This window comes from Citrifermentans bemidjiense Bem (assembly GCF_000020725.1).
In the GTDB taxonomy this organism is placed as follows: Bacteria; Desulfobacterota; Desulfuromonadia; order Geobacterales; family Geobacteraceae; genus Geomonas; species Geomonas bemidjiensis.
Window position 1 is genome coordinate 2,014,552 of the sequence record NC_011146.1, and the last position, 25,515, is coordinate 2,040,066.

The 25,515-nt window shown below is 56.1% G+C and carries 19 protein-coding genes and 1 tRNA gene; 10 read left to right on the top strand and 10 right to left on the bottom strand.

Translation table 11 applies throughout. From position 1 onward, the window contains the following. Window positions 1–22: 22 nt before the first annotated feature. Window positions 23–99 (bottom strand) — tRNA-Arg (locus GBEM_RS08785). A 68-nt stretch (window positions 100–167) separates the two neighbouring features. Then, entirely contained in the window at window positions 168–863 is a 696-nt protein-coding gene (locus tag GBEM_RS08790) for a DUF1573 domain-containing protein (protein ID WP_012530184.1), read from the bottom strand. Window positions 864–1,112: 249 nt separating this feature from the next. Between GBEM_RS08790 and GBEM_RS08795 the strand changes: the two genes are divergently transcribed. Continuing rightward, window positions 1,113–3,197 carry a DUF3426 domain-containing protein gene (locus tag GBEM_RS08795; protein WP_012530185.1) on the top strand — a complete coding sequence of 695 codons (2,085 nt, stop codon included), beginning with the start codon at window positions 1,113–1,115 and terminating at the stop codon, window positions 3,195–3,197. 98 nt (window positions 3,198–3,295) lie between these two features. Here the strand turns inward: GBEM_RS08795 and GBEM_RS08800 are convergent, their stop codons facing one another. Both GBEM_RS08800 and mutS read right to left on the bottom strand, forming a co-directional pair. After that, complete coding sequence (locus tag GBEM_RS08800; RefSeq protein ID WP_012530186.1) at window positions 3,296–4,555, bottom strand: N-acetylmuramoyl-L-alanine amidase; 1,260 nt, start codon at window positions 4,553–4,555, stop codon at window positions 3,296–3,298. A 3-nt stretch (window positions 4,556–4,558) separates the two neighbouring features. Next, window positions 4,559–7,072, bottom strand: a complete 2,514-nt coding sequence (mutS, locus tag GBEM_RS08805; RefSeq protein ID WP_012530187.1) for a DNA mismatch repair protein MutS — start codon at window positions 7,070–7,072, stop codon at window positions 4,559–4,561. A gap of 306 nt (window positions 7,073–7,378) precedes the next feature. On the opposite strand from mutS, the gene GBEM_RS08810 reads away from it, so the two are divergent. Both GBEM_RS08810 and GBEM_RS08815 read left to right on the top strand, forming a co-directional pair. Continuing rightward, on the top strand, window positions 7,379–8,665 hold the full coding sequence (locus tag GBEM_RS08810; RefSeq protein WP_012530188.1) for a nucleotide sugar dehydrogenase: 1,287 nt from the start codon (window positions 7,379–7,381) through the stop codon (window positions 8,663–8,665). A 27-nt stretch (window positions 8,666–8,692) separates the two neighbouring features. After that, window positions 8,693–10,063 carry a putative sensor domain DACNV-containing protein gene (locus GBEM_RS08815; protein ID WP_012530189.1) on the top strand — a complete coding sequence of 457 codons (1,371 nt, stop codon included), beginning with the start codon at window positions 8,693–8,695 and terminating at the stop codon, window positions 10,061–10,063. Between the two features lie 6 nt (window positions 10,064–10,069). Here GBEM_RS08815 and dinB read toward each other — a convergent pair whose 3' ends face one another. The 3 genes from dinB to lexA are packed head-to-tail and all read right to left on the bottom strand — an operon-like array spanning window position 10,070 to window position 12,167. Continuing rightward, a complete protein-coding gene (dinB, locus tag GBEM_RS08820; protein WP_012530190.1) occupies window positions 10,070–11,299 on the bottom strand; it encodes a DNA polymerase IV in 1,230 nt (409 codons plus the stop codon). A gap of 21 nt (window positions 11,300–11,320) precedes the next feature. Beyond that, window positions 11,321–11,557, bottom strand: a complete 237-nt coding sequence (locus GBEM_RS08825; RefSeq protein ID WP_012530191.1) for a hypothetical protein — start codon at window positions 11,555–11,557, stop codon at window positions 11,321–11,323. 4 nt (window positions 11,558–11,561) lie between these two features. Next, entirely contained in the window at window positions 11,562–12,167 is a 606-nt protein-coding gene (gene lexA, locus GBEM_RS08830; protein WP_012530192.1) for a transcriptional repressor LexA, read from the bottom strand. 441 nt (window positions 12,168–12,608) lie between these two features. Here lexA and GBEM_RS08835 point away from each other — a divergent pair, with 441 nt between their 5' ends. Beyond that, complete coding sequence (locus GBEM_RS08835; RefSeq protein WP_226373945.1) at window positions 12,609–13,730, top strand: porin; 1,122 nt, start codon at window positions 12,609–12,611, stop codon at window positions 13,728–13,730. Window positions 13,731–13,855: 125 nt separating this feature from the next. Here the strand turns inward: GBEM_RS08835 and GBEM_RS08840 are convergent, their stop codons facing one another. Beyond that, window positions 13,856–14,644, bottom strand: coding sequence for a ChaN family lipoprotein (locus tag GBEM_RS08840; protein WP_012530194.1), 789 nt, complete (start codon window positions 14,642–14,644; stop codon window positions 13,856–13,858). Between the two features lie 320 nt (window positions 14,645–14,964). On the opposite strand from GBEM_RS08840, the gene GBEM_RS08845 reads away from it, so the two are divergent. The 4 genes from GBEM_RS08845 (at window position 14,965) to GBEM_RS22085 (ending at window position 18,688) form a co-directional block, all read left to right on the top strand. Continuing rightward, on the top strand, window positions 14,965–16,902 hold the full coding sequence (locus tag GBEM_RS08845) for a M1 family metallopeptidase (protein ID WP_226373946.1): 1,938 nt from the start codon (window positions 14,965–14,967) through the stop codon (window positions 16,900–16,902). Between the two features lie 282 nt (window positions 16,903–17,184). After that, on the top strand, window positions 17,185–18,003 hold the full coding sequence (locus GBEM_RS08850) for a flagellin N-terminal helical domain-containing protein (protein ID WP_012530196.1): 819 nt from the start codon (window positions 17,185–17,187) through the stop codon (window positions 18,001–18,003). Between the two features lie 62 nt (window positions 18,004–18,065). Continuing rightward, a complete protein-coding gene (locus GBEM_RS08855) occupies window positions 18,066–18,341 on the top strand; it encodes a hypothetical protein (RefSeq protein ID WP_012530197.1) in 276 nt (91 codons plus the stop codon). A gap of 137 nt (window positions 18,342–18,478) precedes the next feature. Next, window positions 18,479–18,688, top strand: a complete 210-nt coding sequence (locus tag GBEM_RS22085) for a GSU3473 family protein (RefSeq protein ID WP_012530198.1) — start codon at window positions 18,479–18,481, stop codon at window positions 18,686–18,688. Between the two features lie 337 nt (window positions 18,689–19,025). Here the strand turns inward: GBEM_RS22085 and GBEM_RS08860 are convergent, their stop codons facing one another. Next, window positions 19,026–19,739: a CAAX prenyl protease-related protein gene (locus GBEM_RS08860; RefSeq protein ID WP_012530199.1), complete on the bottom strand. Its 714-nt coding sequence runs from the start codon at window positions 19,737–19,739 to the stop codon at window positions 19,026–19,028. A 203-nt stretch (window positions 19,740–19,942) separates the two neighbouring features. Continuing rightward, window positions 19,943–20,641 (bottom strand): PEP-CTERM sorting domain-containing protein, encoded by a 699-nt coding sequence (locus GBEM_RS08865; RefSeq protein WP_012530200.1) that lies wholly within the window; start codon window positions 20,639–20,641, stop codon window positions 19,943–19,945. Window positions 20,642–21,361: 720 nt separating this feature from the next. On the opposite strand from GBEM_RS08865, the gene prsT reads away from it, so the two are divergent. Together prsT and GBEM_RS08875 are read left to right on the top strand one after the other, a co-directional pair. Then, entirely contained in the window at window positions 21,362–24,010 is a 2,649-nt protein-coding gene (gene prsT, locus GBEM_RS08870) for an XrtA/PEP-CTERM system TPR-repeat protein PrsT (protein WP_012530201.1), read from the top strand. Between the two features lie 117 nt (window positions 24,011–24,127). After that, window positions 24,128–25,507, top strand: coding sequence for a TIGR03013 family XrtA/PEP-CTERM system glycosyltransferase (locus GBEM_RS08875; protein ID WP_012530202.1), 1,380 nt, complete (start codon window positions 24,128–24,130; stop codon window positions 25,505–25,507). The last annotated feature ends 8 nt before the right edge of the window (window positions 25,508–25,515 follow it).

Genomic DNA, 25,515 nt, shown 5'->3' on the forward strand with positions numbered 1-25,515 from the left:
CAACTATCTGATTTACAAAAGTTGGTGGGCGAGATGGGATTCGAACCCATGACCCCTGGCTTCGGAGGCCAGTACTCTATCCAACTGAGCTACCCGCCCGGCAAAGAACTATCTATTACACCATTTCCTGTAGCAACTCAAGGCCTAAGTGAAAAAAAGATGACTGCTTATTTCGCCAAGGTGCCATAAACGGGAACGGTGATCTCCTTCTTCTTGGCGCTGCTGGTCACTATGTGCACGTAGCCGCTCAGTATCTTCGATTCCGACTTTCCCAGTATGCTTAGATTCACCGAGCCTGTTTCTCCCGGTTTCAACTCACTCTTCCCGATGGTCGACTTTATCTGCAGCGTGTTGGAATTCACGTTGACAGCGATGAGCCTGATGCTGTTGCTGCCGTTATTGGTGACATTGATGGTGACCAGTTTGGCAACACCGGGCGTCACTGATCCGAGGCTCAACTGCCGCGGGGTTACCTGAAGTTCTTCGGAGACTGTTCCTTCCATGTTGAAGGTGTAGGAGGGGGTCTTGCTGGCATTGGTGAGCATGGTTACGCTCTTCAGGACCTTCCCCCCGAACTCGGTAGAGTCGAAGACGACGTCGATTTGCGCACTCTTTCCCGGCTGAATGGTGGAAGTAGAGGGTTTGGCCGCGGTGCAACCGCAGGATACTTCAATCTTCTTTATCTGCAGCGGAGCGTCGCCGCTGTTTCTGATCTTGAAGCTATGCTGTACCTTCTTGCCTTGAGTGACGGTGCCGAATTTGTACGTTCCCTGTTCCACAGAAAGTTCAGGGGCTGCCCAGGCAACATTGGCAACCAGAACCAGGCTCGGTATGAGTGATATCTTAACGAGGCGATTTCTCATGTCAGTACCTCTTTTAAATGAGTTGATTGAGTATTTCGAGGTATTTATACCACAAAGGGACGTAGTGGGCCAGAATGAATTGACACTGCAAAATCCATCTGATATAGGAAATCGGGAGAAAATTAATGGAGCGTACCGCCAGCTTTTATTTAACTCGACCGGCTACACTTCATCGTCGGCGTGACAGGACCTCTCATCCAGTCAGCAGTATCACGCCGGATCTTTTTCAAAATGAATCGGAGGGGCTGAATGATTCTCCAATGTGATCAATGCAACACCAAGTTCCGCCTGGACGACTCCAAACTGAAGCCGGGTGGAGTGAAGGTCCGTTGCTCCAAGTGCCGCCATGTTTTTGTGGCAGGTGCCGAGCAAAAGCAGGAGGAGTCGGAGTTCGACGCCCTGCTCTCGGGGCTGGGTGCTCCTGCCGCTGCCGCTGCTGCTACTGAGGCGCCGGCTCCTGCAGCAGAAAAAGTTGCAAACGATATGGCTACAGTTGAGGCCGGTGTCAAACCGCAGCAGCCTGAAGAATCCGATGGCTTTGGCTTGGGCGATTTTGACTTTTCTGCTGACGCGGACGAGGCGTTATCGCCAGCTCCGACGCAAGATACGGCTCTGCCCGAAAAGGCTGCAACTGCCCCGGGTGACGACCTTGATTTTGGCGATCTCAGTTTCGATACTGCCCCTGCTGCTGCAGAACCCCCTGCGCCGGCGGCACCCGATGCAGAATTCGGGGACTTCGGGGACTTTGATTTCAATGAGGAAACCGTAGCCGCTCCCCCAAAAGAGCAGCCTGCCGGCGATGAAATAGATTTCGGCGAGGTGAGCTTAGATCAAGCGCCTGTGCCTGCAAAAGAAGAGCAAGCGGTGCCAGCCGCGGCAGATGCCTTTGATTTCGGCGAGTTTTCCTTTGACGAGGAGACGCCGCTGGTCAAGGAGGAGAGCCCGGCACCCGCGGCAGCGGATGCCTTCGAGTTCGGGGAGTTCTCCTTCGACGAGTCGGCCCCTGCCACCAAGGAAGAACCGCAGGCTCCTGCTGCGGCGGATTCGTTGGATTTCGGGGAATTCTCTTTCGAAGAGGGGGCAGGCACCCCCGAGCCGGCGGTGCCTGCAGCGGCGCAATCGCTCGATTTTGGCGAGTTGTCCTTCGATGAAACACCCAGCGCCGCTAAAGAAGAGACAGCGGAGCCTGCTGGGCCGTCGCATGATTTTGGCGAGTTCTCCTTTGAAGAGGAAGCCGGTACGCCGCAGCCCGAGGCACCGGCCTCTGCCGCCGGTGCCGGTGCCGGTTTCGGTGAATTCTCATTTGAAGAGGAAGCTGCCCCCGCCGAGGAAAAGCCGGCAGTTGCTGCCGCCACCATGGATTTCGGCGAGTTTTCCTTCGAAGAAGAAGCTGCCGGTCCCAAGGAGACTGCAGCCGCCGAACCGGTCGCGCCTGGACAGCCTTCCCCTGCAGAACCGGATGAAGAATTCAGCTTCGGCGAACTCTCCTTCGGTGAAGAAGCTGAGCCCGAGCCCGCTTCCAAGCCGGCAGCCGGCCCGGTAGTCGGCGCTGCCTTGGCGGGAGCCGCCCTGGCCGGTGCCGCCGGACTAGCCGCGGCCGGTAAGGCCAAGGATGCTGCACCTGCTGCTCCCGCCGCTCCGGTCTCGGCGCAGCCCCCAAAGGCTGCTGCTTCGCCGCTCGACTTCCACTTCGGCGAACAGCCCCCCGATGTAGCACCCGGGGAGTTTGCGGAGGACGAACTTCCTCCTCTCTCTATAATTTCCCGCCGCAAAGGGCGGTCCGTATTCACCATCGCTATCGTGGCCATCTCGGTCATCGTGGTGCTGGCCTTGAGCGCTGCAGGGCTTTACGTGCTGCAAAGCGGTCCGGCCGCGCTTCAGAAACTGGACAAGATGGGAATCGGTTTCGTGGCAAAGTGGTTTGGGATGGAGGTCCCGGAGGAAGGGCGCATCACCATCAGGAATCCGCTGGCCTCCTTCCACCAGAACCCCCAGGCCGGGGAACTGTTCGTGGTGACCGGCGAAGCCGTGAACTCCTTCCGCAAGTCCCGCGCCTCCATTCAGGTACGGGTGAGCCTTTACGACAAAAGCGGCAAGGTGCTGATGCAGAAAACCGCGTACTGCGGCAACAGGCTCTCGAAGGAGCAACTGACGACACTTCCCTTGGAGAAGCTTGAGTCGATCATGAACAACCAGTTCGGCGATTCCCTTTCCAACCTCGGCGTAAAGCCTGGGCAGCCTATCGGCTTCGTTGTGGCCATCGCCAACGTTCCCAAGGAAGCGGCTGATTTCGGAGTCGAGGTGGTGGGCTCGACTGTAGCCGCCGGCCAGTAACGACAGCTCCAGTTTCCTGAAACGCAAAAAGGCCGGCTTGATGCCGGCCTTTTTGCGTCTGCAGTGTTGCTGCGCACCCAGGTTATCCTGGCGATGCTTTACCCGGCGTGGACCTTGTTGAGCGAGGCGATGTACCCCTTGATGCCGGAGAGGATTCCGTCGGCTGTCAGCTCTTGGTATTGGGGATCCTTGAGCTTTTGCTCGTCGCGGTCGTTGCTGAGGAATGCTGTTTCCACCAGGATGCTCGGCATCGTGGCCCCGACCAGCACGTAGAAGGGCCCCTGTTTCACCCCCAGGTTTTTCACTGTTGCGTAACCCGTCTGCGCCTTTTTGAAAAGCGCCTTTTGCACCTCGTCGGCCAGATGCGCGGAGTCGTTCAGCTTGTAGTTAGCCATCAGGTCGAATAGGACCGCCTGCAGCATGCTTACCTTTTCCAGCGAGGTGCCGTTTTCCTTGGCCGCGAGCTGGGCTGCTTTCTCGGTCTTGGCCAGGTTGAGGTAATAGGTCTCGATGCCGTTGGCGGCGCGGCTAAGGGACGCGTTGGCATGGACGGAGACGAAGAGGTCGGCTCCCACCTTGTTGGCCATGGCCGTTCTCTCCTGCAACTCAATGAAGACGTCGGTCGACCTGGTCATCACCGCATCGATCCCCAGTTCCTCCCGCACCTTTTGCGCCAGTTTGAGGCCGATCTGGAGCACGATGTCCTTTTCGCGGGTCCCCGAGGGGCTGACGGCGCCGGGGTCGTGCCCTCCGTGGCCCGGATCGATGACGATCCTCCTGATCCTGCCGGGCTTGAACTTGCCGGCGGACTTAGGCTTCTCAGCCAGCTTCGCATTCTCCGTCGGCTTCGGCTCGGGGGGAGCGGTTTCGATAACTTCCTTGGACGCGGAGATCTCCTGCCGGCGGTCGCCCTTCACGTCGACGATGATACGGAACGGGTCGGAGAAGGTGAAGACCTTGTAGTCCTTGATGCTGTCCAGATCGAGCACCACACGGACGGTCGCCGCCTGAAACTGAGCGATCCTCACGCTTTTCAGCAGGCCGTCCCCGATGCTCAGGTCCTTGACCCCCGGGTTCAGCTTGGCGCCGTGCAGGTCCAGGTAGAGGCGGTTCGGGAGCTTGTGGTGCTCGAAGGGGATCTCGCTCCCTGCGGTGATGGCGATGCGGGTGTAGTCGGGGGTGGACCAGTGTTTCAGTTCGGTGACCGGGACCAACCCTTGAGCGGTGGCGGCGCCGGCCTGCGCCGAGAGAAAGGGGGTGAGCAGCAGCGACCCCTGTGCCGCGAGCATCCGGCAGGATAGCCATTGGTAGTAGGGGAGCGAAAGTCCCAGGTATTTTACGAAGTCCCTTCTGTCCATCTTCTAGATCATCCTCTTTAGTTCGTCCACGAGGTTCAGCGCTTCCAGGGGTGTAAGAAGCGCCACTTCTACTTCCTTGAGCCTCTCCCTGATCTGGTCGTCGCCCGCGCCGAAGAGCGAGAGCTGCGGGGACGGGGGAGGGACCTTCTTGCCGCGCGCCAGGCGCGGTACACCTCCTTCGCCGTACTCCCCCTTTTCCAGGTTGACCAAGATCTCCTTGGCCCTTTCGATCACCGCCTGGGGGAGACCGGCCAAGCGTGCCACCTGGATGCCGTAGGAGTGCGAGGCGCCACCGGGAACGATCTTCCTCAAGAAGATGATGCGTTCGTTCCATTCCCTGACGGCTATGTTGAAGTTCTTGATGCCGGGGCGGGTGACCGCGAGTTCGGTCAGTTCATGGTAGTGGGTGGCGAAGAGGGTCTTGGCCGCGTGCATCTTGTTGTCGTGCAGGAATTCCGCCACCGCCCAGGCGATGGAGACGCCGTCGAAGGTGGAGGTGCCGCGGGCAAGGTTATCGGATGCGCCCACCCTGGTGAAGATGCGGTCCACCAGCGGAATGAGCGCCTTGTCCGCGGGGACGAAGCTCCCCATCTGGGCCATCAGCGAGATGAGGGCCACCTGGCGCATGAAGGTCGACTTACCGGCCATATTCGGCCCGGTGATGATGATGAGCTGGTTCTCCCCGTTGTCCAGCAGCGTGTCGTTGGGAACGAAGCGCTCCGAGGAGTGCATGTCATCGATGACGGGGTGCCTTCCCTCGGTGATGCTGAGTTCGCTTCCCTCGTGCACTTCGGGTCGGCAGTACCCCTTGTCGTGGGCGAGTTCGGAGAGGCTTGCCAGGACGTCCAGGCAGGCGAGGCGGTCGGCGGTGCGGGCGATTCTCTCCCCTTGAGCCGCGGCTGCTTCGCGGACTTCCTGGAACAGCGAGAATTCCAGATCCTTGATCCGGTCCTCGGCCCCGAGCACCTTCTCCTCGTACTCCTTGAGTTCGGGGGTGATGTACCTCTCGGCGTTGGCGAGGGTCTGTCTTCTGATGTAGTCGTCGGGGATGGCCGAGACGTTGGCCTTGGTCACTTCGATGTAGTAGCCGAAGACCTTGTTGTAGCGGATCTTGAGCGACGAGATCCCGGTCCGCCCCTTCTCCTGTGCCTCCAGTCTGGCGATGAACCCCTTCCCCTCGCGGCTGATGGCCCGCAATTCGTCGAGTTCCTGGTTGTAGCCGTCCGCGATGATGCCGCCGTCGCGCAATACAAAAGGAGGGTCGTCCACGATGGCCCTGGAGATCAGGTCGCAAAGCTCGTCGAGCGGGTCGATGCCGGCGTTAAGCTCCTTGAGGAGCCCGGCGCCGCAGGCCGCTACCTGCTCCTTGATGGCGGGAAGGCGGCTGAGCGACGACCTGAGGGCGGAGAGATCCTTGGCGGAGGCGGAGGCCAGGCTGATGCGGCCGTTCAGGCGTTCGAGGTCGTAGACCCCGGCCAGGAGCGACTTCATCGCTTCGCGGGTGCCGGGCGCCTCCATCAGTTCCTGGATCGCGTCCTGCCTCAGCCAGATCTTCTTCAGATCCATGAGCGGGTAGTTGATCCACTGCTTGAGCTTGCGGCCGCCCATGGCGGTGACGGTGCGGTCCATAAGCCCCAGCAGCGACCCCTTGCGCTTTCCTTCCGAGAGGGTTGCGGTGAGTTCCAGATTCCTCCTGGTCGATTCGTCGAGGAGGAGGTGCTCGTTTTCGTTGTACGGAGTGATGCCGGTTACATGGGGGGCATGCCCCTTTTGGGTGTCCACCAGGTAGTGCAGTACGGCGCCTGCGGCGAGAAGGGCGATGGGGAGGCGGTCGCATCCAAGCGACTCGGCAGTCGCTCCCTTGAACTGGTTCGCTACCAGTCGCTTGCAGTAGTCCGGGTCGTAGACCCATTCCTCGAAATAGGTGATGCTGCGGTCCACGATGACGTGGGCGACTTCTTTCCGCTTCGGTTCCTCACGGAAGCTGACCGGGAGGATGATTTCGCGGGGGCCTATGCAGGTCAGTTCGGCCAGGGCGGCTTGGAGCCCATCCAGCTCGGTTACCCTGAATTCTCCGGTGGAGAGGTCGAGGTAGGAGAGCCCGTAGCATTCGCCGTCACAGCAAAGCGCCAGCAGGTAATTGTTTTCCTTGGGGGAGAGCGAGGCGTCTTCGATCACGAGCCCGGGGGTGATCACCTTCACCACCTCGCGCTTGACGATTCCCTTGGCCTGCTTAGGGTCCTCGGCCTGCTCGCAGATGGCGACCTTCTCCCCTGCCTCGACGAGTTTCGCTATGTAGGGGGCGCAGGAGTGGTAGGGGACGCCGCAAAGAGGGACCTCGGAGCCGTCTGCGTTCTTGTTGCGCGAGGTGAGGGTGATGCCGAGGATGCGGGAGGCTTTGACCGCGTCGTCCAGGAACATCTCGTAGAAATCGCCGCATCTGAAGAAGAGGATGGCGTCGGGGTGTTCGGCCTTGATCTCAAGGAATTGCCGCATCATGGGCGTCATTTCAGACATTTGGGAACCTTTGTAGGAGGATAAAACGGCGGCCATCTTAACAAAATAGCCGCACCATGTAAAGCACCGCCCGCCGCCGCGGTGGACCTTTTTGCCGGTTGCTCCAGGTCTGGAGGAGAGGGGCGGCCGGATTTGGGAGCTTTGCGGCAAAACATTTAAATTAAGTTAATATTTGATGCTGCCGTCGACGAGGAGTATGCGCCGCAAGCGGCAAATCGGGATATCGGACATGGCGGGTGTATCGAGCACGAGGCCGCCTGGCCGCAGTGGGCACATCGAAGCATGTGCCGGATAGGGAGGTGCAGCATGACGCACAATCGTAAGATTTCGGTGGTAGGGCTTGGGTACGTTGGGCTCCCGGTGGCGGTCGCCTTCGGCAGGGTGCAGCGAACCATAGGGTTTGACATCAGCGCGAAGAGGATCGAGGAGTTGCGTTCAGGATGGGACCGTACGGGGGAAGTTTCCTCAGAGGACTTGGTCGGCGCCGACATCTGCTTCACCGATAATATCGATGAGCTGGCGCGGGCGGATTTTCACGTGGTGGCGGTGCCGACACCTGTCGATCCCGCCAACCAGCCGGACCTCTCCCTGCTCCGCAGCGCATCGGAAACGGTGGGGAGGGCGCTCAAAAAGGGTGACATCGTGGTCTACGAGTCTACGGTCTATCCGGGCGTCACCGAGGAGGTCTGCCTCCCCATCCTGGAGTCGGTATCGGGGCTGAAGAGTCCTGTAGACTTCACCGTCGGTTACAGCCCGGAGCGGATCAATCCTGGCGACAAGGAGCATACCTTCACCAGCATCCTCAAGGTCGTCTCCGGTCAGGATCAGCACACCTTGGAACAGGTGGCCGCGGTATATTCCTCGGTGGTCAAGCCGGGGGTGCACCGTGCACCATCCATCAAGGTAGCCGAGGCCGCCAAGGTCATCGAGAACACGCAGCGCGACCTGAACATCGCCCTCATGAACGAGCTGGCGCTGATTTTCGACCGTTTGGGGATCGACACCAGCGAGGTGCTGGCTGCGGCGGGAAGCAAATGGAACTTCCTGAACTTCAAGCCGGGGCTGGTAGGCGGCCACTGCATCGGCGTCGACCCATACTATCTCACCTACCAGGCTGAGAAGATCGGGTACATCCCCCAGGTTATCCTGGCCGGGCGGCGCATAAACGACGGCATGGGCAAATTCATCGCGCAACGGGCGGTAAAGGAGATCATCAGGGCGGGGCACCACGTGCTTGGCTCGTATGTGACGGTGCTGGGACTGACCTTCAAGGAGAATTGCCCCGACCTGCGCAACTCGAAGGTCGTGGATATTTTGACCGAGCTCAGTGACTATGGGTTGAAGGTGCAGGTATGCGACCCGATAGCAGACCCGGTTGAGGCGCAGCAGGCCTACGGGGTAACACTCAAGGAGCCCGGAAAACTCCATCCTGCGGTTGCTGTTATCGCCGCGGTCGCCCACGACTCCTACCGCGCCTGGGGGGCCGCCAAGTTCGCGAGCCTTATGGTAGAGAACCCGGTGCTCATAGACGTAAAGGGTATTTACAACAGTCGGGCCATGTCTGCCGCGGGGATTCGGGTCTGGTGCCTGTAGTCGTCGGCCGAGGCAGGGGAGAGGAGCATGTCAAAGATCAAGGAATCACTTACGCGTACCCCGTCGCAGTTCGGACACAGTTACCCGAGGGACCTGGTCTCCTTCATCTTCGAACGCTGGGAGGATGAAGCATTTGTCGCCCGCCTTTGCTGCGGGGAGAGTGGGGAGTTCCAGCTTCCCGACCGGGGGATCCTGGAGCAGGTGATCTCTACCTGCTATCAGGCAAGCCTGTTGCGGGAAGAAGAGCGACCGGTCATGTTTCGCCTGATCATCAGGGATTCTTACTTGTTCGCCGCCCATGAAGGGCCACCCACAGGGATGCATCGACTCATTTTTTCCAGAACTCGTCCTTTTAACGAGTATGAATTGCACCGCTTGGCCCCTGCGGCCGATTTCTACCGGACCCTGATCGGCATCTTTGTCGAACCGGCGCAAGGGGCGCAGATCTGGGGATTGCTGCATTCCGGAACCCGCTGGATGCATGCGGTCTACGGCGGGAGGAAGACTTCGCCTCCCATGCCGTTGAGCCTGGTTGTGTACGTTACCGGACCCGGTCAGATCTCGGTCTGCATCGGAGACAACATCATCGCCTCGCTGAACGGTGGACAGATCAACTGCCCGACGCTCGACGTCTTTAATTCGAAATGGCTCAACACGAGCCTTGGCGCTCTCAATGCGGAGACCTGGGCTTTGCACCAGGCCGCCCGTGCCAGCACAGACCGCGTCTGGGCCGAGTTGGACCCGCAATTGGGCAGCAGTATCGGGCAACAGGCCATACGGCGCATTATCAGCGTGATCAGGAACTCGAACCATGGCGGCTTGCTGGTGTATCTTCCTGCCGAGATGGCAGAAGAGATCCAGGAGGACAACCCTTACCTGACCATCAAGTACCAGTTCCTGGAGTACGATTCCAGGCAGCGCTTCCTGAGTCTGACGCTACGCATCATGAACACTCTGGCCGAGATCTACGGCGATCCTGATTCTCCGGGCAAGCAGGTGGGGTGGCAGGAATATGTAAACAGCAAGAACGAGAATATAGCGCTTCTGGACGAGGCCATTTTCGACGTCGCCCATTTCATTGCAGCGCTTTCCGCAGTCGATGGAGCAGTGGTGATAACCAAACGGCAGGAACTGTTAGGTTTCGGCGGGGTAATCTCGGGGGACCTGGACAGCGTGGGAATGGTGGCCCATGCACTTGATACCGAAGGGGAGCAGTCAGAGCCGGTTTTGAGCGAGGCGGTAGGGACCCGGCACCGGGCGGCCTACCGTCTGTGTCAGAGGCTGCACCAGGCGATAGCTATAGTCATCTCGCAGGATGAGAGCGTACAGATAGTGAAGTGGCATAACGGCATGGTCACCTACTGGGACCAGGTGCCTACCGGGGTGCCGGGGTTTTAGAGGGCGTCAATCGGCATCGACGTTCCTGACCCCCTCCGGCCTCCACGCGGGCGAGATCACCTTCGCCCCCTTTTCTTTACCGAGTAAACTCCCAAAGGTGACGGCGAAATCACCGAACTTGTTGTTCACATTATCCATGGCGCTCGCGACGAGCGCCTTTTTTCGTTCCTCGGCAAAAAGCGGCAACTGTTCGGTATGGTGTCTGAGGTTGGCGATTTTTATCCCCAGGAGCCGGACCGGTTGCGTCAGGTCCAAGTTATCCAGGATCTTTACCGCCGTTTGATATATTTCCTCGCTGTTGTTGGTGTAGTCTCCGCGGCTTTGCTGTTTGGAGAAGGTGGTGAAATCGGCATAGCGGACGGTGAGGGTGACGGTCCGGCCGGTTACCTGGTATTTCCTGGCGCGCCTTCCCACCATCTCCGAAAGCTGAAGCAGGTGGAGCAGAATCTCGCTTCGCCCCGTGATGTCACGGTCCAAGGTGGTGCTGTGGCCGACGCTTTTCACCTCCTCGGCCTCGTCTTCAGGGACCACCGGCGAGTCGTCCACCCCGAGTCCCATGAAATGCAGTTTTTCCCCGGTTATGCCAAAATGCTTCTTCAGCGTCTCAACCGGAAATCTCCCGAGTTCGCCGCAGGTTTTGATGCCGAATTTCGCCAAGTGTTGCTGCATCTTGGCCCCTATGCCGCACAACGCCTGGATCGGTAGCCGTTCCATTACCTGGGCCACTTTTTCCGGATCGACGACGGTCAGTCCGTCAGGCTTTTGCATGTCGGAGGCAAGTTTGGCTAAGAGTTTGTTGGGAGCTATCCCGACCGAGCAGGTAAGGCCGAACCGTTCCCTGATCTGCTGCTTGATGAGATAGGCGATCTTTTTGGCCGAGCCGAAGAGCGATAGACTCCCGGTGACGTCGAGGAAGGCTTCGTCGATGGAGAAAACCTCTACCTGCGGGGTGTACTCACGCATGATGGCGATGATCTGTTTTGAGGTGTAGCTGTATTTGCGGTTGTTGCCGACAACGAAAATAAGCTGGGGGCATTTCTGGCGGGCCTCCCAGCTGTTCATTCCGGTCTTGACTCCGAAAGCGCGTGCTTCGTAGGAACAGGTGGTGATGATGGTTCGCTTGGCCGCACCGATGACGGCAACGGGCTTGCCGGCCAGCGCTGGGTTCGACTGCTGTTCCACCGAGGCGAAGAAGGCGTTCATGTCGATGTGAAGGATGATGCGATTGGCTTCCAATTCTCGTCCCGGCTACTGCTCCTAGACTGATATCAGGGTCCAACTCTGATCGGAGGTGTCGAACATGAGCTCAAAGAGATTGCTGCCATCGCTTACCGCGAAGTGCAGCCTGGTGACGGCGCCGAAGGAGTCCTTCCAGAAATAGGAAGTTGCGGTAATGGCATGCTTGCGGCAACGCCATTCGAACCATACCGGCTTGATTTGTGTTCCAGGGGTGAAGATGGCGGCGACTCTGACATTTTCGGCAACGGGCGGCATCAAACTACTCCATTTGCCGGTAGATGCCAACAACTTTCCCCACTATAGACACCTCCTGCTCCCCCTTCTCGATTATGATCGGCTCGTAGTTCGGGTTCTCGGGTTGTAGTCTGATGCGGTCCGCTTCGCGGTAGAACCTTTTCAGCGTGGCCTCCCCATCCACCATGGCCACCACGATATCCCGATTCGAGGCGTGGGGTTGGGGACGCACCAGCGCTAGGTCCCCCTCCACAATATGGGCGTGGACCATCGAGTCCCCTTTGACCCGCAAGAAGAAAGCGCCACCCGAAGCGAGTTGAGAGCGGTCGATGGCGAAGTGCCCCTCGATGTCTTGTATGGCCGGGTGCAGCAGGCCCGCGCGCACCACTCCCACTATGGGGAGGCTGGCCGCCTGGCTTTGGTTGCACAGCGTAATCCCCCTGGTACTCCCCTCCTGCCGGCGCAGGTATCCTTTCTTCTCCAGGGCTTCCAGATGCTTCATTACTCCCAGTGTCCCCGAAATGCCAAGCTGCGCAGCAATCTCACGCAGGGTAGGGGGGTAGCCGCACGTCTCCAGATGCCGGGTGATGATCTGAAGCACCTCCGTCTGTCGTGCCGTTAGCTGTTCCATGACGATCCTCCGTTGGTTTTCTTATGGCAACCTTACCAAATGACAACCATGCCCTGTCAAGATGGAAATCATCCTTTTTTAGCAAGTTTTGTTAGTTTTTCTTGAGCAAGAACGTTTATCTATTATAGTGTAGCCTGTTTCCGTTTTGGGAGTTGAGCCACAAGTGGAGGGAATGACATGTGTAAAGTAGAAAGCGTAATGAAAGTGGCACCACCGGTACTTGAAATGGAGAATATGAGCAGACACGGTGGCCTCACCCGACGGCAAAACAGCAGCTATTTTAGAACTTTTCTATCGCGGGGGGCGTCCCTGGTGAGGGGGGGCACGGCGCTGTTATTTTCCCTCGCCCTGTTTGCTGGTTTGGCGTCTTACGCCCGTGCGGCGGATACCTCCTCGATTTACCACACTCCGCTGGCAGGAGAGCCAGGCCAAATCGATTTCATGGGTGAAAAGGTCACTATCCCCCCCCTCGATCGCAGCGACATGACCTCCATTACGCTCGGTGCGTCGTTGCTCACCCCGCAACAGGGGGGGACCACTGCGCTCCCTGTGGCTGTTTTCTACCACCGGCGTATCAAGGACGAATATCGTGCCCGTTACACCGTCAGCCTCTTCGTGAATGAACTGGAGTACGACCGGAACCTGGGGAGTGTTGAACTGGTTACCCACTTTGAGAACTACACCCTGCCGGTGCAACAAAGCGAGGTCCTTGGAGGCCAGGAGATGAAGGGCACCTCCCTTTACTGGGGCACCCTTCTCGGGTCGGTGGGGGCGGGATGGCGTATCCCAGTGTACCCTCGGGAGGTGGATAACGACCTTCGGTTGCAGCTATTGGGACGGGTCGGGTACTTCTATGCCGACACCGGTAAGGATACCGCTGCTAATCTCTCGGTACCCAACGACACCATGCTCTATGGCGCCAGGGCTCGCGTGCACTATGACACCATGCGCCGCAACCTGCTGGAACTGCCGCACCAAGGGTTTGCCGCAGGGGGGGATCTGGATTTGATGCATCGATACAAGTGGAGCGAGCAGTCGGCTACCGCGGCGCGGGGTGGAAACCGTGATTACCTGCAGCTTTCAGGCTATCTTGCCGGGGCTGCGGGGATACCGGGAAGGTCGGAGCGCGACCGCCTAATTTATTGTGCCTATGCCGGTCACACCTTCAACAATAACGGAGACAGGTTCAACGCCTTCCGTCTCAACGGAGCCTCTTTCCCGAGCGAGGCCGACGACGTGGTCCGTCCTCACTACACCGGCATCATTTACGATAACATCCCGGTAACCTCATATGCCACCGTCTCAGCGGGTTATCGCCGCGAGCTTACCTTCTTTCTTTACCTTAGCCTGTACGGATCCTACATCTGGGCCGACCGGGCAACCGTTGAAGGCGCGAATCGGGTCACCTTCCGCGGCAAAGACGGAGGCGCGGGGACTATCACCCTCGATAGCGCCTTTTTGTGGGACTCGTCCTTTTATCTGGCCTATACATGGGAATCGGGTGTGATCCGAAACGGCCGGTCAGGAGGGGGGTACACCGTGATGTGGAACAAGCTCTTCTGAGAATTTCCCATGTCGAGGAAAAAGGGACGGAAACTTTGGGCACTCCTACCGTACGGGATGTTGCGACGGCATGAATGCCCACAGTTTTGATTTCGGCAGGTATAGAGGGCGAAACTTTCCTCCTGTTACGGAGTCGGTAGTTGGACAAGATAATCTATTACGTCGGTAGTTGCCTTTCCGCCGCTGAACTCCTGGATTTCAGGCATAATCACTACACTGCTCATCTTGTTGCCGCTTCGGTCCAACTGCTCAGGGATGGCGTTTTTGACGGCGTGCCAGATCCCCGTGAGCAGCACCATTTTCGTCTTCGGTTGTTGTTTCACGTAGTGCGCCACGGTCATCGCCATTCCGCTGTTGCGCAAGGTCTGAGCCTCGCAGAAGTACTGGAACACGCGCCCGTTGGATACACTTTCGAAAAGCGGCTGGAACGTCCGCTTTAGGAACTCGGTGTGCGTGTTGTTGAGATCGGCATTGGTTCCGATTGACAACCCTTTTCTCTCCTCCTCGGTTAATGCCTTGTACCCCTGTCGCGAAACTTTTATCACTGTCTCTCTGGGGACATTCAAGGCGACCAAAGGGATCTTGTTGTCCCGGGCAAACAAGAAAATTTCGCGGTAAAGGCGCCAGTCGTAGGTCCAGTTCTGCGCGAAGACAGGCTGGAACTGCTCCTCGGTCATTTTGCCGCTGACCCAGTTGTCGAGTTGCTGCTGGCTATTGGACTGCATCACTTCCAGTCCGATAGCCATCCGTTGTTTATGGTCTTGGAGTGAGCGAATGATCGATAGTTGCAGTTCATGGGCAGCCGGCTTGTCGTGGACCTCGCCAATCAGCACTAGGTCGGCTGCTTTGGCCTTTGCCGTCAACTGTTGGAAGGTGACTATCTCGTGATCGCTTACACGCGTGATGGACTGCATGGGCTTGGACAGACCCAAAGAGGCATAACAGCAATAGTAACGGCGTACGAAGCATGATGAGCATCTGCAATCTCCGCTGGGGCGTGTGACAACAGGAAATAGAAGCTGCAGATTACAACAATAGCTGTTAGAGAAAAATTAGAAATGACGGCGGTACGCAGGAAGCTTTTTACTGCCTGGAAGCTGCGTGAGTGCGGAGGGACGTTGTGAAATTCCTGTTAATATGCAGTACGGTGCTTCTTTTGGCCGTCGCGGGGGGAGGGGGTGCCGGTGGTGCCGAACTAGGTCCACGGGTGGAGGCGCAGGAGGTTTCTATTTCGTTGGAGCCTGAACGTCACCTGGTGGTGGGGCAGAGCAGCATCGTATTTGAGCATGGTGCGGAGAGGGTCTTGATACGGCTGGCTGAGACTGCGCAGGTCGAGTCCGCTCGGGCTGCGGGCAAAGAGATTCCTTTTTCCTTCGCTAGGGGGACACTGGTCCTTGAACTGCCTCAAGGCGAAAACGTTACCATAACCGTCTCGTATCGGGCCGAATTCAACGACCCTGTCTCCCGGAATCCGGCGGCAGGTGAGGATCCAAGTTACGGCGTCAGCGCTGCGATCACAGCTGAGGGGACTTTTCTTGGTGGCGGCTCCCACTGGTACCCAGTCCCGTCACAGGTGCCTTTGTGTCGCAAAATCAGCATAACCGCCCCGGCGGGGATCGAGGGCATCACTAACGGGGCCAGGATACTCAGAGAAACATCTGCGGGAGTGACGAAGTCTGTGTGGCAGGAGTCGCGGCCGGTTGGGGTGCCATCGGTGAGTGCCGGGCCGTACCTGATTGAGGAGAGGCAGGCGGCGGGTGTCACGCTTTACAGTTATCTTTACCGGGACAATGCCAATTTGGCGCCTCGGTACTTGGACGCGGCTGCCAAGTACCTGTCTTTTTACCAGGGGCTCTTCGGTCCTTACCCCTTTGAAAAATTCGCAATTGTAGAAAACTTCTTTCCGACCGGTTATGGTTTCCCATCTTTTACGCTTCTTGGCGGAACAGTAATTAGGCTTCCCTTCATCGCCGACACCAGTCTTCCCCATGAGATCGTCCATTCTTGGTGGGGTAATGGGATAGACGTCGATCTGAGCCAGGGGAACTGGTGCGAAGGGCTCGTTACCTATCTAGCCGATTACCTGCTTATGGAACGCCGCTCACCAGCCGAGGCGCTGGAATACCGCAAACAGCTCCTGATAGACTATGCCTCGCTGGTAACTGCTGAAAACGACTTTCCACTCACCAGTTTTGTCAGCCGTAGTGATCCTGCCTCGCGTGCCATAGGGTACGGAAAGGGTGCAATGCTTTTTCACATGATCCGTTCCCAGATAGGGGATGACGCGTTCTTCAATGCCCTGCGGGCAATAGCTCGTGATCGCGTGTATGGTTCGGCTTCATGGAACGATCTTGCTGCGGCATTCTCGCGTAGCGCTGGCCGTGACCTCTCTCCTTGGCTGGGAGAGTGGTTGTCTCGTCCTGGCGGCCCGCGTTTTTCCTTGTCGCAGGTGGAGAAGAAACGCCAGGGGGATGGATGGTTGGTGACCGGTACGGTCTATCAGTCCTCCCCTCCATTCGATGTACGGTTGCCACTAACTCTAGAGACCGAGAGTGGAGTGATTGAGAGCGTGGTACCGGTGCGCGATCAAAATAGTGTTCGCTTCGCCATATCCACGCCTGTACCGCCGCAACGGCTCCTGCTTGATCCTGAAGCTTCCATCTTCCGAATTATTTCTCCTTCAGAAATCCCGGCTACTGTAAACAGCATCAAAGGGTCTACCTCACTTGTCGGTGTCATTACTAAGAATTGCAAGGCACCGCCAGAGTTATTTAAAGCCATGCTTGATTCCCTTTCCCAAGCTGACGCGCGTGTGCTGATCGAGTCAGCCTTGGATCCGGCCCAAGCTCAATCCGACGATCTGGTTTTTTGCGGGATGCCGCAAAACCTTTCTCTGCTGCAAATTCCGCAGCAGTTAAATACAGCCTATAAGTCAACCATTGCAGCCGCAGGCGACGATAGCCTACTTTTCGTGGTCCTCAAACATAATCCCCCTGGGAGAGGGGTTATCGCGTTGTTTCAACCGGAATCTAGGGCCGCAGCTGAAAAGTACGCTGCAAAAATAACGCATTATGGCAAATACGGTGTTCTGATCTTTTCTGCTGGTTCAATCAGAATCAAGGGAACCGGCATAGCAGCCGGAGAAGGGCGCTTGATAGATTTCTTAAATTGAAGCTCTCCAGGCTTTTGATCGCTGTTCTTTCTGTAGATCCAATCGCCTCCTTCTCGCGGAGGGGGCTGTTCTTTCATCCCTACCACATTCCCTTGGTTGAAGATTTATAAATACAAATTAAATTTATTTAAGTTATAGGCTGCGTCTCCGATAAGGTTACAGAATCGCGAGGGAAGTGGTTCTGTAGAGATGGCCACTCTGCAGAATGTTCCTGCATGCAAGCAAAACTCCGGTTCGAAAACCACCGGCAGAACGCCGGGTCGCCTAGAAAGGAGCAACGCCATGACAGTAAGTGATATTTCCTTGACCGCCGGGATGCGAACGAACCTTCTCTATTTGCAGAACACCAGCCAACTCCTTAATAGAACACAGCAGAGGGTGTCCTCGGGAAAACAGGTGAATAGCGCACTGGATAATCCGACCAACTACTTTGCAGCCAAGAATGCTACACAGCGCGCAAGCGACCTATCTGACCGAAAAGATGGCATGTCTGAGGCGGTGCAGACTGTGAACGCGACCAACGCAGGCCTCACCGCTATCACCGGACTGATCAACGCCGCCAAAGGTGTTGCGCAGTCTGCCCTTTCTACTAGTGATACGATCACTCGTGCTAAGCTTGCTTCACAATATGACACCATCCGCTCCCAGATTGATAACATATCCTCTGATTCTGGTTATCGCGGTCTCAACTTGTTGAGTAGTATCAATACGTTGACAGTTAATTTCAATGAAGATGCCACCTCCAAGCTCAATGTAATAGGGTTCTTGGGAAACTCCATCGGTCTGAGCCTTACTGCAGCGAGTGGTACCTGGCAAGCCAACTCGAACATTACAACGGATATGGCGCTCATGGATACAGCTATATCCACTCTGAGGAGCAACACCCAAACCTTGGCTGCAAACCTGAATATCATCACTACGCGTCAGAGCTTCACCGACCAAATGATCAATACTCTGCAAACAGGGGCCGACAATCTGACCTTGGCAGATATGAACGAAGAAGGCGCCAACATGCTGATGCTGCAGACGCGGCAGACATTAGGGACGACGTCACTGAGCCTGTCATCGCAGGCTGCTCAGTCAATACTAAAGTTGTTTTAGTTTAACTGTGCGGAACGGCTTTCCTTGGCCGTTCCGCCTGTCGCCTTTGATCTGGAGCAGATATGAAGAGCGCAAAATACAGGTCACGCGAGGAGCATGTTGCACGCCGAGGGACAGGCTGGGAAAACGGCGGGGCAGTCATTTCGCAACAGACTATGCTCTTAACTGACGTGATGCTTGCTTCAGTGGAAATGAAGCAAAGCAATGCCGGCTTATATGTTGTCGACCTGAGTCAGGAGGGGGTAAATATCATGAAGCTTGCCTGCAGTGTATTGCGGCGCCAGACAGCCCTTGCCACCTCATCGAAGGCAGCACAAGTGGTGTTCAGGCAGTTTTGACAATCGTAAAATTAGCTTGATTGTTGATGTTCAACATTCCTATCACTGAACCCGTCGCCATAGTTAGAGGGCCTGAAAATTGCAGTATGCCCTGCGTCTATCTGGAATGGTTAGCCTGGCGGGTCGAGGAGGGGCGCATGCTTGTTCAAGTGAATTGGACAAACAACCGTTACGATTACGTGAATGACTATATGCTTGACAGTCTGATAGAGGCTGGAGTTGTCGCAAGATTTCTTCGCTCTACAGGTTGGGTCACCGTTGGCGTAGATCCCATCCGTTCTCCTAAGCAGCGTAACACGTATAGTGGTCCTGAGAGACGAATATTTGGTGAGTGTAGCGCCAAATAGTATGCTCGCTGTCGGATCTTTTTACAGCTTTGAAGCAGGCGTGTCGACTTCTCTTACATGTTTCACATCTTGCAGATTCTCCACCAGATGCTGTCATTTGTATCATCTTTGCTCCGTGCCCTACTTTTATCAGTGCTAAAGGGTGACTATGTCATTGGTTTATGTTGTGACTGCCCGATCGTCTGCGCTATTGACTTAGGGGTGGCGGAGTAATTTCTCGGACAGCACAGGCGATGGCATCAAACACACGTCACCAGATTTTCTGAGGTGGATTGGGGTAGCACAGCGCGAGTGGCAATAACGGGTGGTTGTGACTGAGTTTGAAAGGTAGTTTCATTTACCAGAAGTGCCATTTGCCGGTGAAAAGCACAAAGCAGGCGAGGGCAAAGTTGGTAATGGCGTGTGCCAGAATGCATTGCGCAATGCTTTTGGTCTTGTACACTATGAGGCTATAAAAGACGCTGGCTATCATACCGGCTACGATAAGATGGTGTTCCAAGCCGAACAAAACTGTAGAGATGAGGAAAGAACTCCAGGTGAAGGAGCCAATCGGGATCGATTCGAAGTCCGTATCCACAAGATAGCGCAGCAGAAAGGATCTCCAGAATACTTCCTCCATGATAGGCACAACGAGGACGGCACCGACAACCCGAAAGGCAGTCATTAATACCCTTACCACTTCGTCTGGCAGCAGCATCGGATTGAAGCCGCTAAGAGGGGACGCGAGTGTGACGACCCAATCTGCTGAAACCCAAATTGCGAATGTCAAAAGACCGATTAGGGCGACAGAAACAGTACGCCACAGTTGTCCAAGATCCTGGATGCGTATTTCATGGTAAAATGGTGATTGCTTGTATAGCAGCAAAGCTACTGCAACAGTCTTTATCGGATAGAGGTAGTACAACGCAGTGATAGGTTGATCCAGCCAGTGCTGCTGTATGGCATACCGGAAGGTTTCCTCTAATGCAACGAATGCCATGAACATGGCGAAGGGGACAGTGCGTCGATAGATGGCCATATTAAGCCATGGAAAATACACGGGATCGGTCATGATAGCCCCTATTGCCACAATCTAAGATCTTCAGCTATAAAGCAGAGGCGGCTTCGGAAGAAAGTAAATGTGTCGGGATCTTTTACAGTTGACGCAATGTGTCGGGTTTCTTGACATGCTGTGCCAGCGTCACTTTTTGCACGTGTTGTACGAAAAAAAGGCGGCACTTGGAAGTGCCGCCAATTCTCATGACTGCCTGGCATCTATACGTTTTTCCGGCGTTTACAATAGATAGCAAGGCTAAGTAAGCCAGCCCCAAAAAGTACCATGGTCGCAGGTTCCGGAGTGGGGATGATGTCTACTCCGGCATCGAAGCTAGACGTCCCCCGATTACGTCCGAAATCGATAGTCACAACCTCGCTAAGGGTGAAGGGGTTGACTAAATCCAAGAGCGCACTGTCCTCCGCTTGGAAGGACATCCCTGAGTTAATTAAGGAGAGTTCCGGGAGTTGTTGCGTGCTAGTGCCATCGGTACTGTAAGTTACTGTGTTGGTAATTTGGTCTCCAGCCTTGATGGACCCACCAATCCCATACTTCACGAGAGCGTTGGGCGATAAGTCTGTCCTCAGGCTCGGTAAAGATAACCCAGAGTCAGTCAACGTGAAAGTGAGTGACCCTCCGAGGGTGGAAGATGTGAACACAGCATTTAGGTGAAGGGCTTGCGGCCAAGAGGCATATGGATGGCTAAATCCCTGTGCGGACTCGACCGTTACTAGGTAGTTGCCTACTACCATGTCCATAAAGCTAATCTTACCAGTTATGCCACTCATGTCGCCGACTTGTCCATCTGTGATCGTCTTGGACTCTGTTCCACTTGTAACTGTTAAAGTGAGGGCTTGTGCCGTTGTTCCGATGCCTAAGATCAGCATCATACCTGCCAACATTGCAGCCATGCGTTTCATATTATGGTCTCCTTTATCCACAAGTTGCTCCATTATCCGAATCGTAGTGTGCGATGCTGATGCAACTGCGGTGCCAAAGCTTTCAGGCGTTATAAATACACGTTTGTAACTGCTTCATGTGGAAGGGGTGTAAAGAAAACCGACAGTGTCAGGGGACGAACTAAACTCCGGCTCTGGTGCAGGCTCAATGGGGGTAGCTTGTGACATTAGTGTTCAGTTGTTTAGACGGTTTCTACATGAGAAGGAAAAGCCGGGGGAATCAGCAAAGAGCTCGTACTAACAAGGATATTCTATTGCAGAGGCTTACACTTCTACTCATGTGACAGTAGGAGCATTCAAAAGGGTAACAACCGGAGGTCTACTTTGACAACTTTGCTGGCACGCGAGATGCTTACTGAAACGACTTCTATGCAAGATTAATCTCATAAAGATTGACGTGAAAATTATATTTACAGTTGTTAATTATTTATTTTATAGACTCTGTTGCTTTTCTTCTGCATTGTAATCTACTGCTTCTCAATATGAGGGCCGTGTTTTTTGTATTGAGTCGTCCTTGGCAACCCTCTGTTTCGTGGTCGTTAAAATGGGGTACTCCACCTGCTATAGTCAAAAAATTCACTTGATAATTAGAGCCCCTTCTGTTAAGAAATCCGACAGCAACCTTTAATCTTCTTTCTCTAGCAGATGCTCTCAACTTTCGGCTATCTTCGAGGTGCGGTTATGATGAAGAAGTTTTGTCTCGTGTTGGTCATCCTGCTCACCTGTGCTGGATGCAGCAGTAAGACGAAAGAGTCTCTCTATAACGAGGGAAAGCAACAGTTGGAGGCTTCTAATCCTGGCGCTGCCGTCGTCTTCTTCAAGAACGCGCTGGAAAAGGATGGGAATTATCTGGAGGCACGTTTCCAGTTAGCCAAGGCATATGCGGCCCTTGGAAAGAACGAGCAGGCGGAAAAGGAATTCACCAAAGTCCTGACCCAGAATCCGACTAGGGACGAGGTACTGCTGGAACTGGCTAAGCTGAATAATGCTAGTGGGAAAGGTGCCCAAGGTTTCAGCTATGCCACGCAATACCTCGCAAAACATCCAGGGGCGGTTGATGGTCTCGAGGCTGCGGGGATTTCCTGTCTTGTCAGTAAAAAGCACCAGGAAGCGCGTGAATACTTTACTCAGGCTCTCAAAGTCGATCCTTCCCGCAGCGCCACAAAGCTGGAGCTTGCGTCGTTAGATATGGCCACAGGTGATACTGAGAGGGCCAAGGCTCTGCTCAATGAAGTGATCCTGGCGGAACAGAAAAATTTCAAGGCGCTCTATATGCTGGCAGCCATAGAGAACAATTCGGGCCACGGCGATAAGGCTGCCGTTCTGTATCAAAAAATATTGCAACTGGATCAGAATCAGGTTCTTGCTCTGTATAAACTAGGGCTGCTGTATTTGGAAAGGGGTGAAGTGGACAAGGCCGATCAAAGAGCCGACCAAATGATCAAGGCCTTCCCAAAAAAAGGTGATGGTTACCGTCTTAAAGGGCTGGCCGCCTTTTACCGCAAAAGATTCGACGACGCCATTACTTCGCTGCAGCAGTCTGTGAAGCTCTCACCGACCCTTGAGGCATATCATTTCTTGGGACTTAGCTACTACAGCAAAGGCGAGTTGGAGAACGCCCTGAGCCAGTTCCGCGTGGTGTTGGACCGGGTGCCTGAAGCTCGCAAGTCTAGGCTCATGACTGCGCAGACACTATTGGCGCAAAAGCGGACTGAGGACGGCATAGCCGAGATCAAGAAGGTTTTGGCCTCCGACGACAACGACGCTGTGGCCCACAACCTTTTGGGCGGGGCCTACATGTCACAGGGACTCTTCGAGGAGGGGATGCGCGAGCTGAACCTGGCCACAAAGCTCGATCCCAAGATGGTCAACGCCCACCTCAAGAAGGGCGCCTTTTATTTTAGTAAGGGGAGGTATACCGAAGGAGAGACAGAGCTTGCCACCGCCGTTCAAGCCGCTCCCGACGCCCAAAACAGCCGGCTTTTGCTTGCCTCCTACTACCAGAGCCAAAAAAAGCCGGCGAAGGCGCTCTCGACGCTTAAATCGGGACTCAAAGGGGGCAAAGGCGATGCCCCGCTTTACAACGCTATCGCTTCGCTGCAGTTCTCTGGGGGGAACAAAGCCGAGGGGATTAAGACTCTGGAGCAGGCCAAGCGCGTTGACCCAGGCTTTGCGGCGACCTACCAGAACCTTGCCGGCGTTTACGCCGCAACCGGAGATTATCCCCGCGCGATGGCGGAGCTTAACCAGTTGCTCGCCAGGGATGCCGGCAACCTGCGCGCTCTGCTCGGCCTGGCCGCCCTGAGCGAAATCAGTGGCAAAGAGTCGGACGCAGTCGCCTATTACCAGAAAGCTACCCAGACCAAGGCGCCGGAAGCGTTCCTGGCCCTGGCTGGTTACCATCAGAAAAAAGGGAATGTGGCGAAGGCCATAGGCGTTTTGGACGAGGAGATCAAAATAGATCCTCGCGCCATTTCGGCGCTAGAAGCAAAAGGGCGCATTCTGGCGTCGCAGAAGGAGTACCAGAAGGCCCTAAAGGTATTCGACCAGGTCGAGGCCCTTAACGAGGAGCGTGGCGTTGCACTCAAGATAGGCGCCTATGTGGCGATGAACGATTCTTCCAAGGCCGTCGAGCAGGCAGGTCGTCTCATCGCGAAACGTCCCGGTTCCAGCCAGGGGTACCTGCTCCTCGCCACGGTCCACCAGAGTCTCAGAAATATCCCTGCCGCTATCAACGAGGTGAACAAGGCAATACGCGCCGACGGCAAGAGCGTGGAGGCCCGCATCGCCCTGGGGAACCTCTACCAAGGCACGAAGGAGTACGACAAGGCGCTTGCCTCTTACCAATATGCGCAGAGGATGAATCCTGATTCCGTCGCCGCCCAGTTCGCCATCGGCGCTCTTTATGACAGTACCGGTAAAAAGAATCAGGCGGCGGATGCATACCGTGCGGTCCTGCAGAAAAATGACAGATATGTCCCGGCCCTCAACAACCTTGCCTACCTCTGTGCCGATGGGTACGGGAGCAAGGAAGAAGCGCTTCGGCTGGCGATCAGTGCTTTCAAGCAGCAGCCTGGCAATCCCGGCGTCATGGACACCGTCGGCTATGCACTGGCCAAGAATGGCCGCAGTGCTGACGCGGTGAAGGTTATGGAACGGGCCGTCGCGCTGCTTCCCAACGACCCGACCGTGCGCTACCACCTAGGACTTGCCTACTATTTGGCCGGGGACAGGGCGAGGAGCGAGCAGGCGCTGCAAAAATCCCTTTCACTGGGGCAGTCGCCGGACACCAAGGCGGCGCAGACGCTCCTGGCGGAGTTGAAGAGGTAAACTTCCTGCTGCATCGTCTGTTGCGCCGAGTTTATGGCTACGACCGGCAGCGATGCCGTCATACAGTTTCCTGTTCTTGTAGAAGGCCACTATAACCGGCAGACCGGGAATAAGAGTATGAACCTCCGTGTAGCCTTCAACCTTTTCACCGATGCCCTCATGGCTCTGGCCGCACTGGTTTTTGCGGCCGGCGTCCGTTTCGGCCGCTTCGACCTGCCCGAAAACTGGGAGGCGGAGCAGGGGGTTGCTGCCGGCACGATCTTCGTGGGGGTCACCCTTTTTTCCTCCTACCTCATGGAGGTGCACAGTCTCCCCAAGGAGAGCCGCAAACGCGAGATCTTTGCGGCCTGTTTGCAGTCCGGCTGCGCCGCCTTTTTCCTGCTCTCCGTGCTCTACTATCTGGACCCGAGCCTCATGCTGGGGCGTGGCGTCCTTTTCTTTGCCCTTGGCTTTTTCATCATCTTCCAGTTCGCGTGGTACGCCATTTCCGGAATTGAAGCCCGCACCGTTCCCTTCGCGCAGCGCGTGCTGATCCTTGGCACTGGCGACCTTGCCTGCCAGCTGGGAGGACTGATCACCTCGCAGGGAGGTTCCTTCACCCTGGCCGGCTACCTTGAATGCGGTGAAGGGATGCCTGCGGCAACGGTGCACCAGTCCGAAACCTTCAATTCCCAGGTGATGCCCGTTGAGGGGGACCTGTTGCAGACCGCGCGCAACCACAGGGTCTCCATCATCGTGGTGGCGCTTGCCGAGAGGAGGGGAGTCCTGCCGTTGCAGGAGATGATGCGCTGCAAGCTGAACGGTATAGAGATCGTCGACGCTCCCACCTTTTACGAGATCGTACAGGGAAAGCTCATGCTTGAAGAGATGACGCCGAGCTGGATCATCTTTTCCTCCGGGTTTCGCAGGAACGCACTCATCAACGTCTACAAGCGTTGCGTCGACATCCTCCTTTCAGTCGTCGGGCTCCTGCTGGCCGCCCCCCTTTTCCCCTTAATCGCCCTGGCCATCAAGCTGGATTCCCCGGGGCCGCTCTTCTTTAAACAGGTGCGCGTCGGCACCGGCGAAAAGCCGTTTCTTTTGTACAAGTTCCGCTCCATGTGCCAGGACGCCGAGCGAAACGGCGCCGTCTGGGCAGCGAAAAACGACGCGCGGGTCACCCGCGTAGGAAAGTTTCTGCGCAACTCGCGTATCGACGAGATTCCCCAGCTCTACAACGTGCTCAAGGGGGAGATGAGCTTCATAGGCCCCAGGCCTGAGCGCCCCGAGTTCGTGGAGAACCTCAAGAAGGATATTTACTACTACTCGAAACGGCACACCATCAAACCCGGGCTCACCGGGTGGGCCCAGGTCCGCTACCCCTACGGCGCCACGGTTGAGGACGCCAAGGAAAAGCTCCGCTACGATCTCTACTACATCAAGAACCTCTCCTTCCTTCTTGACACGCAGATCATCTTCGAGACAGTGAAGGTGGTTTTGTTTGGCCGGGGGCGGTAGGAGGGGAG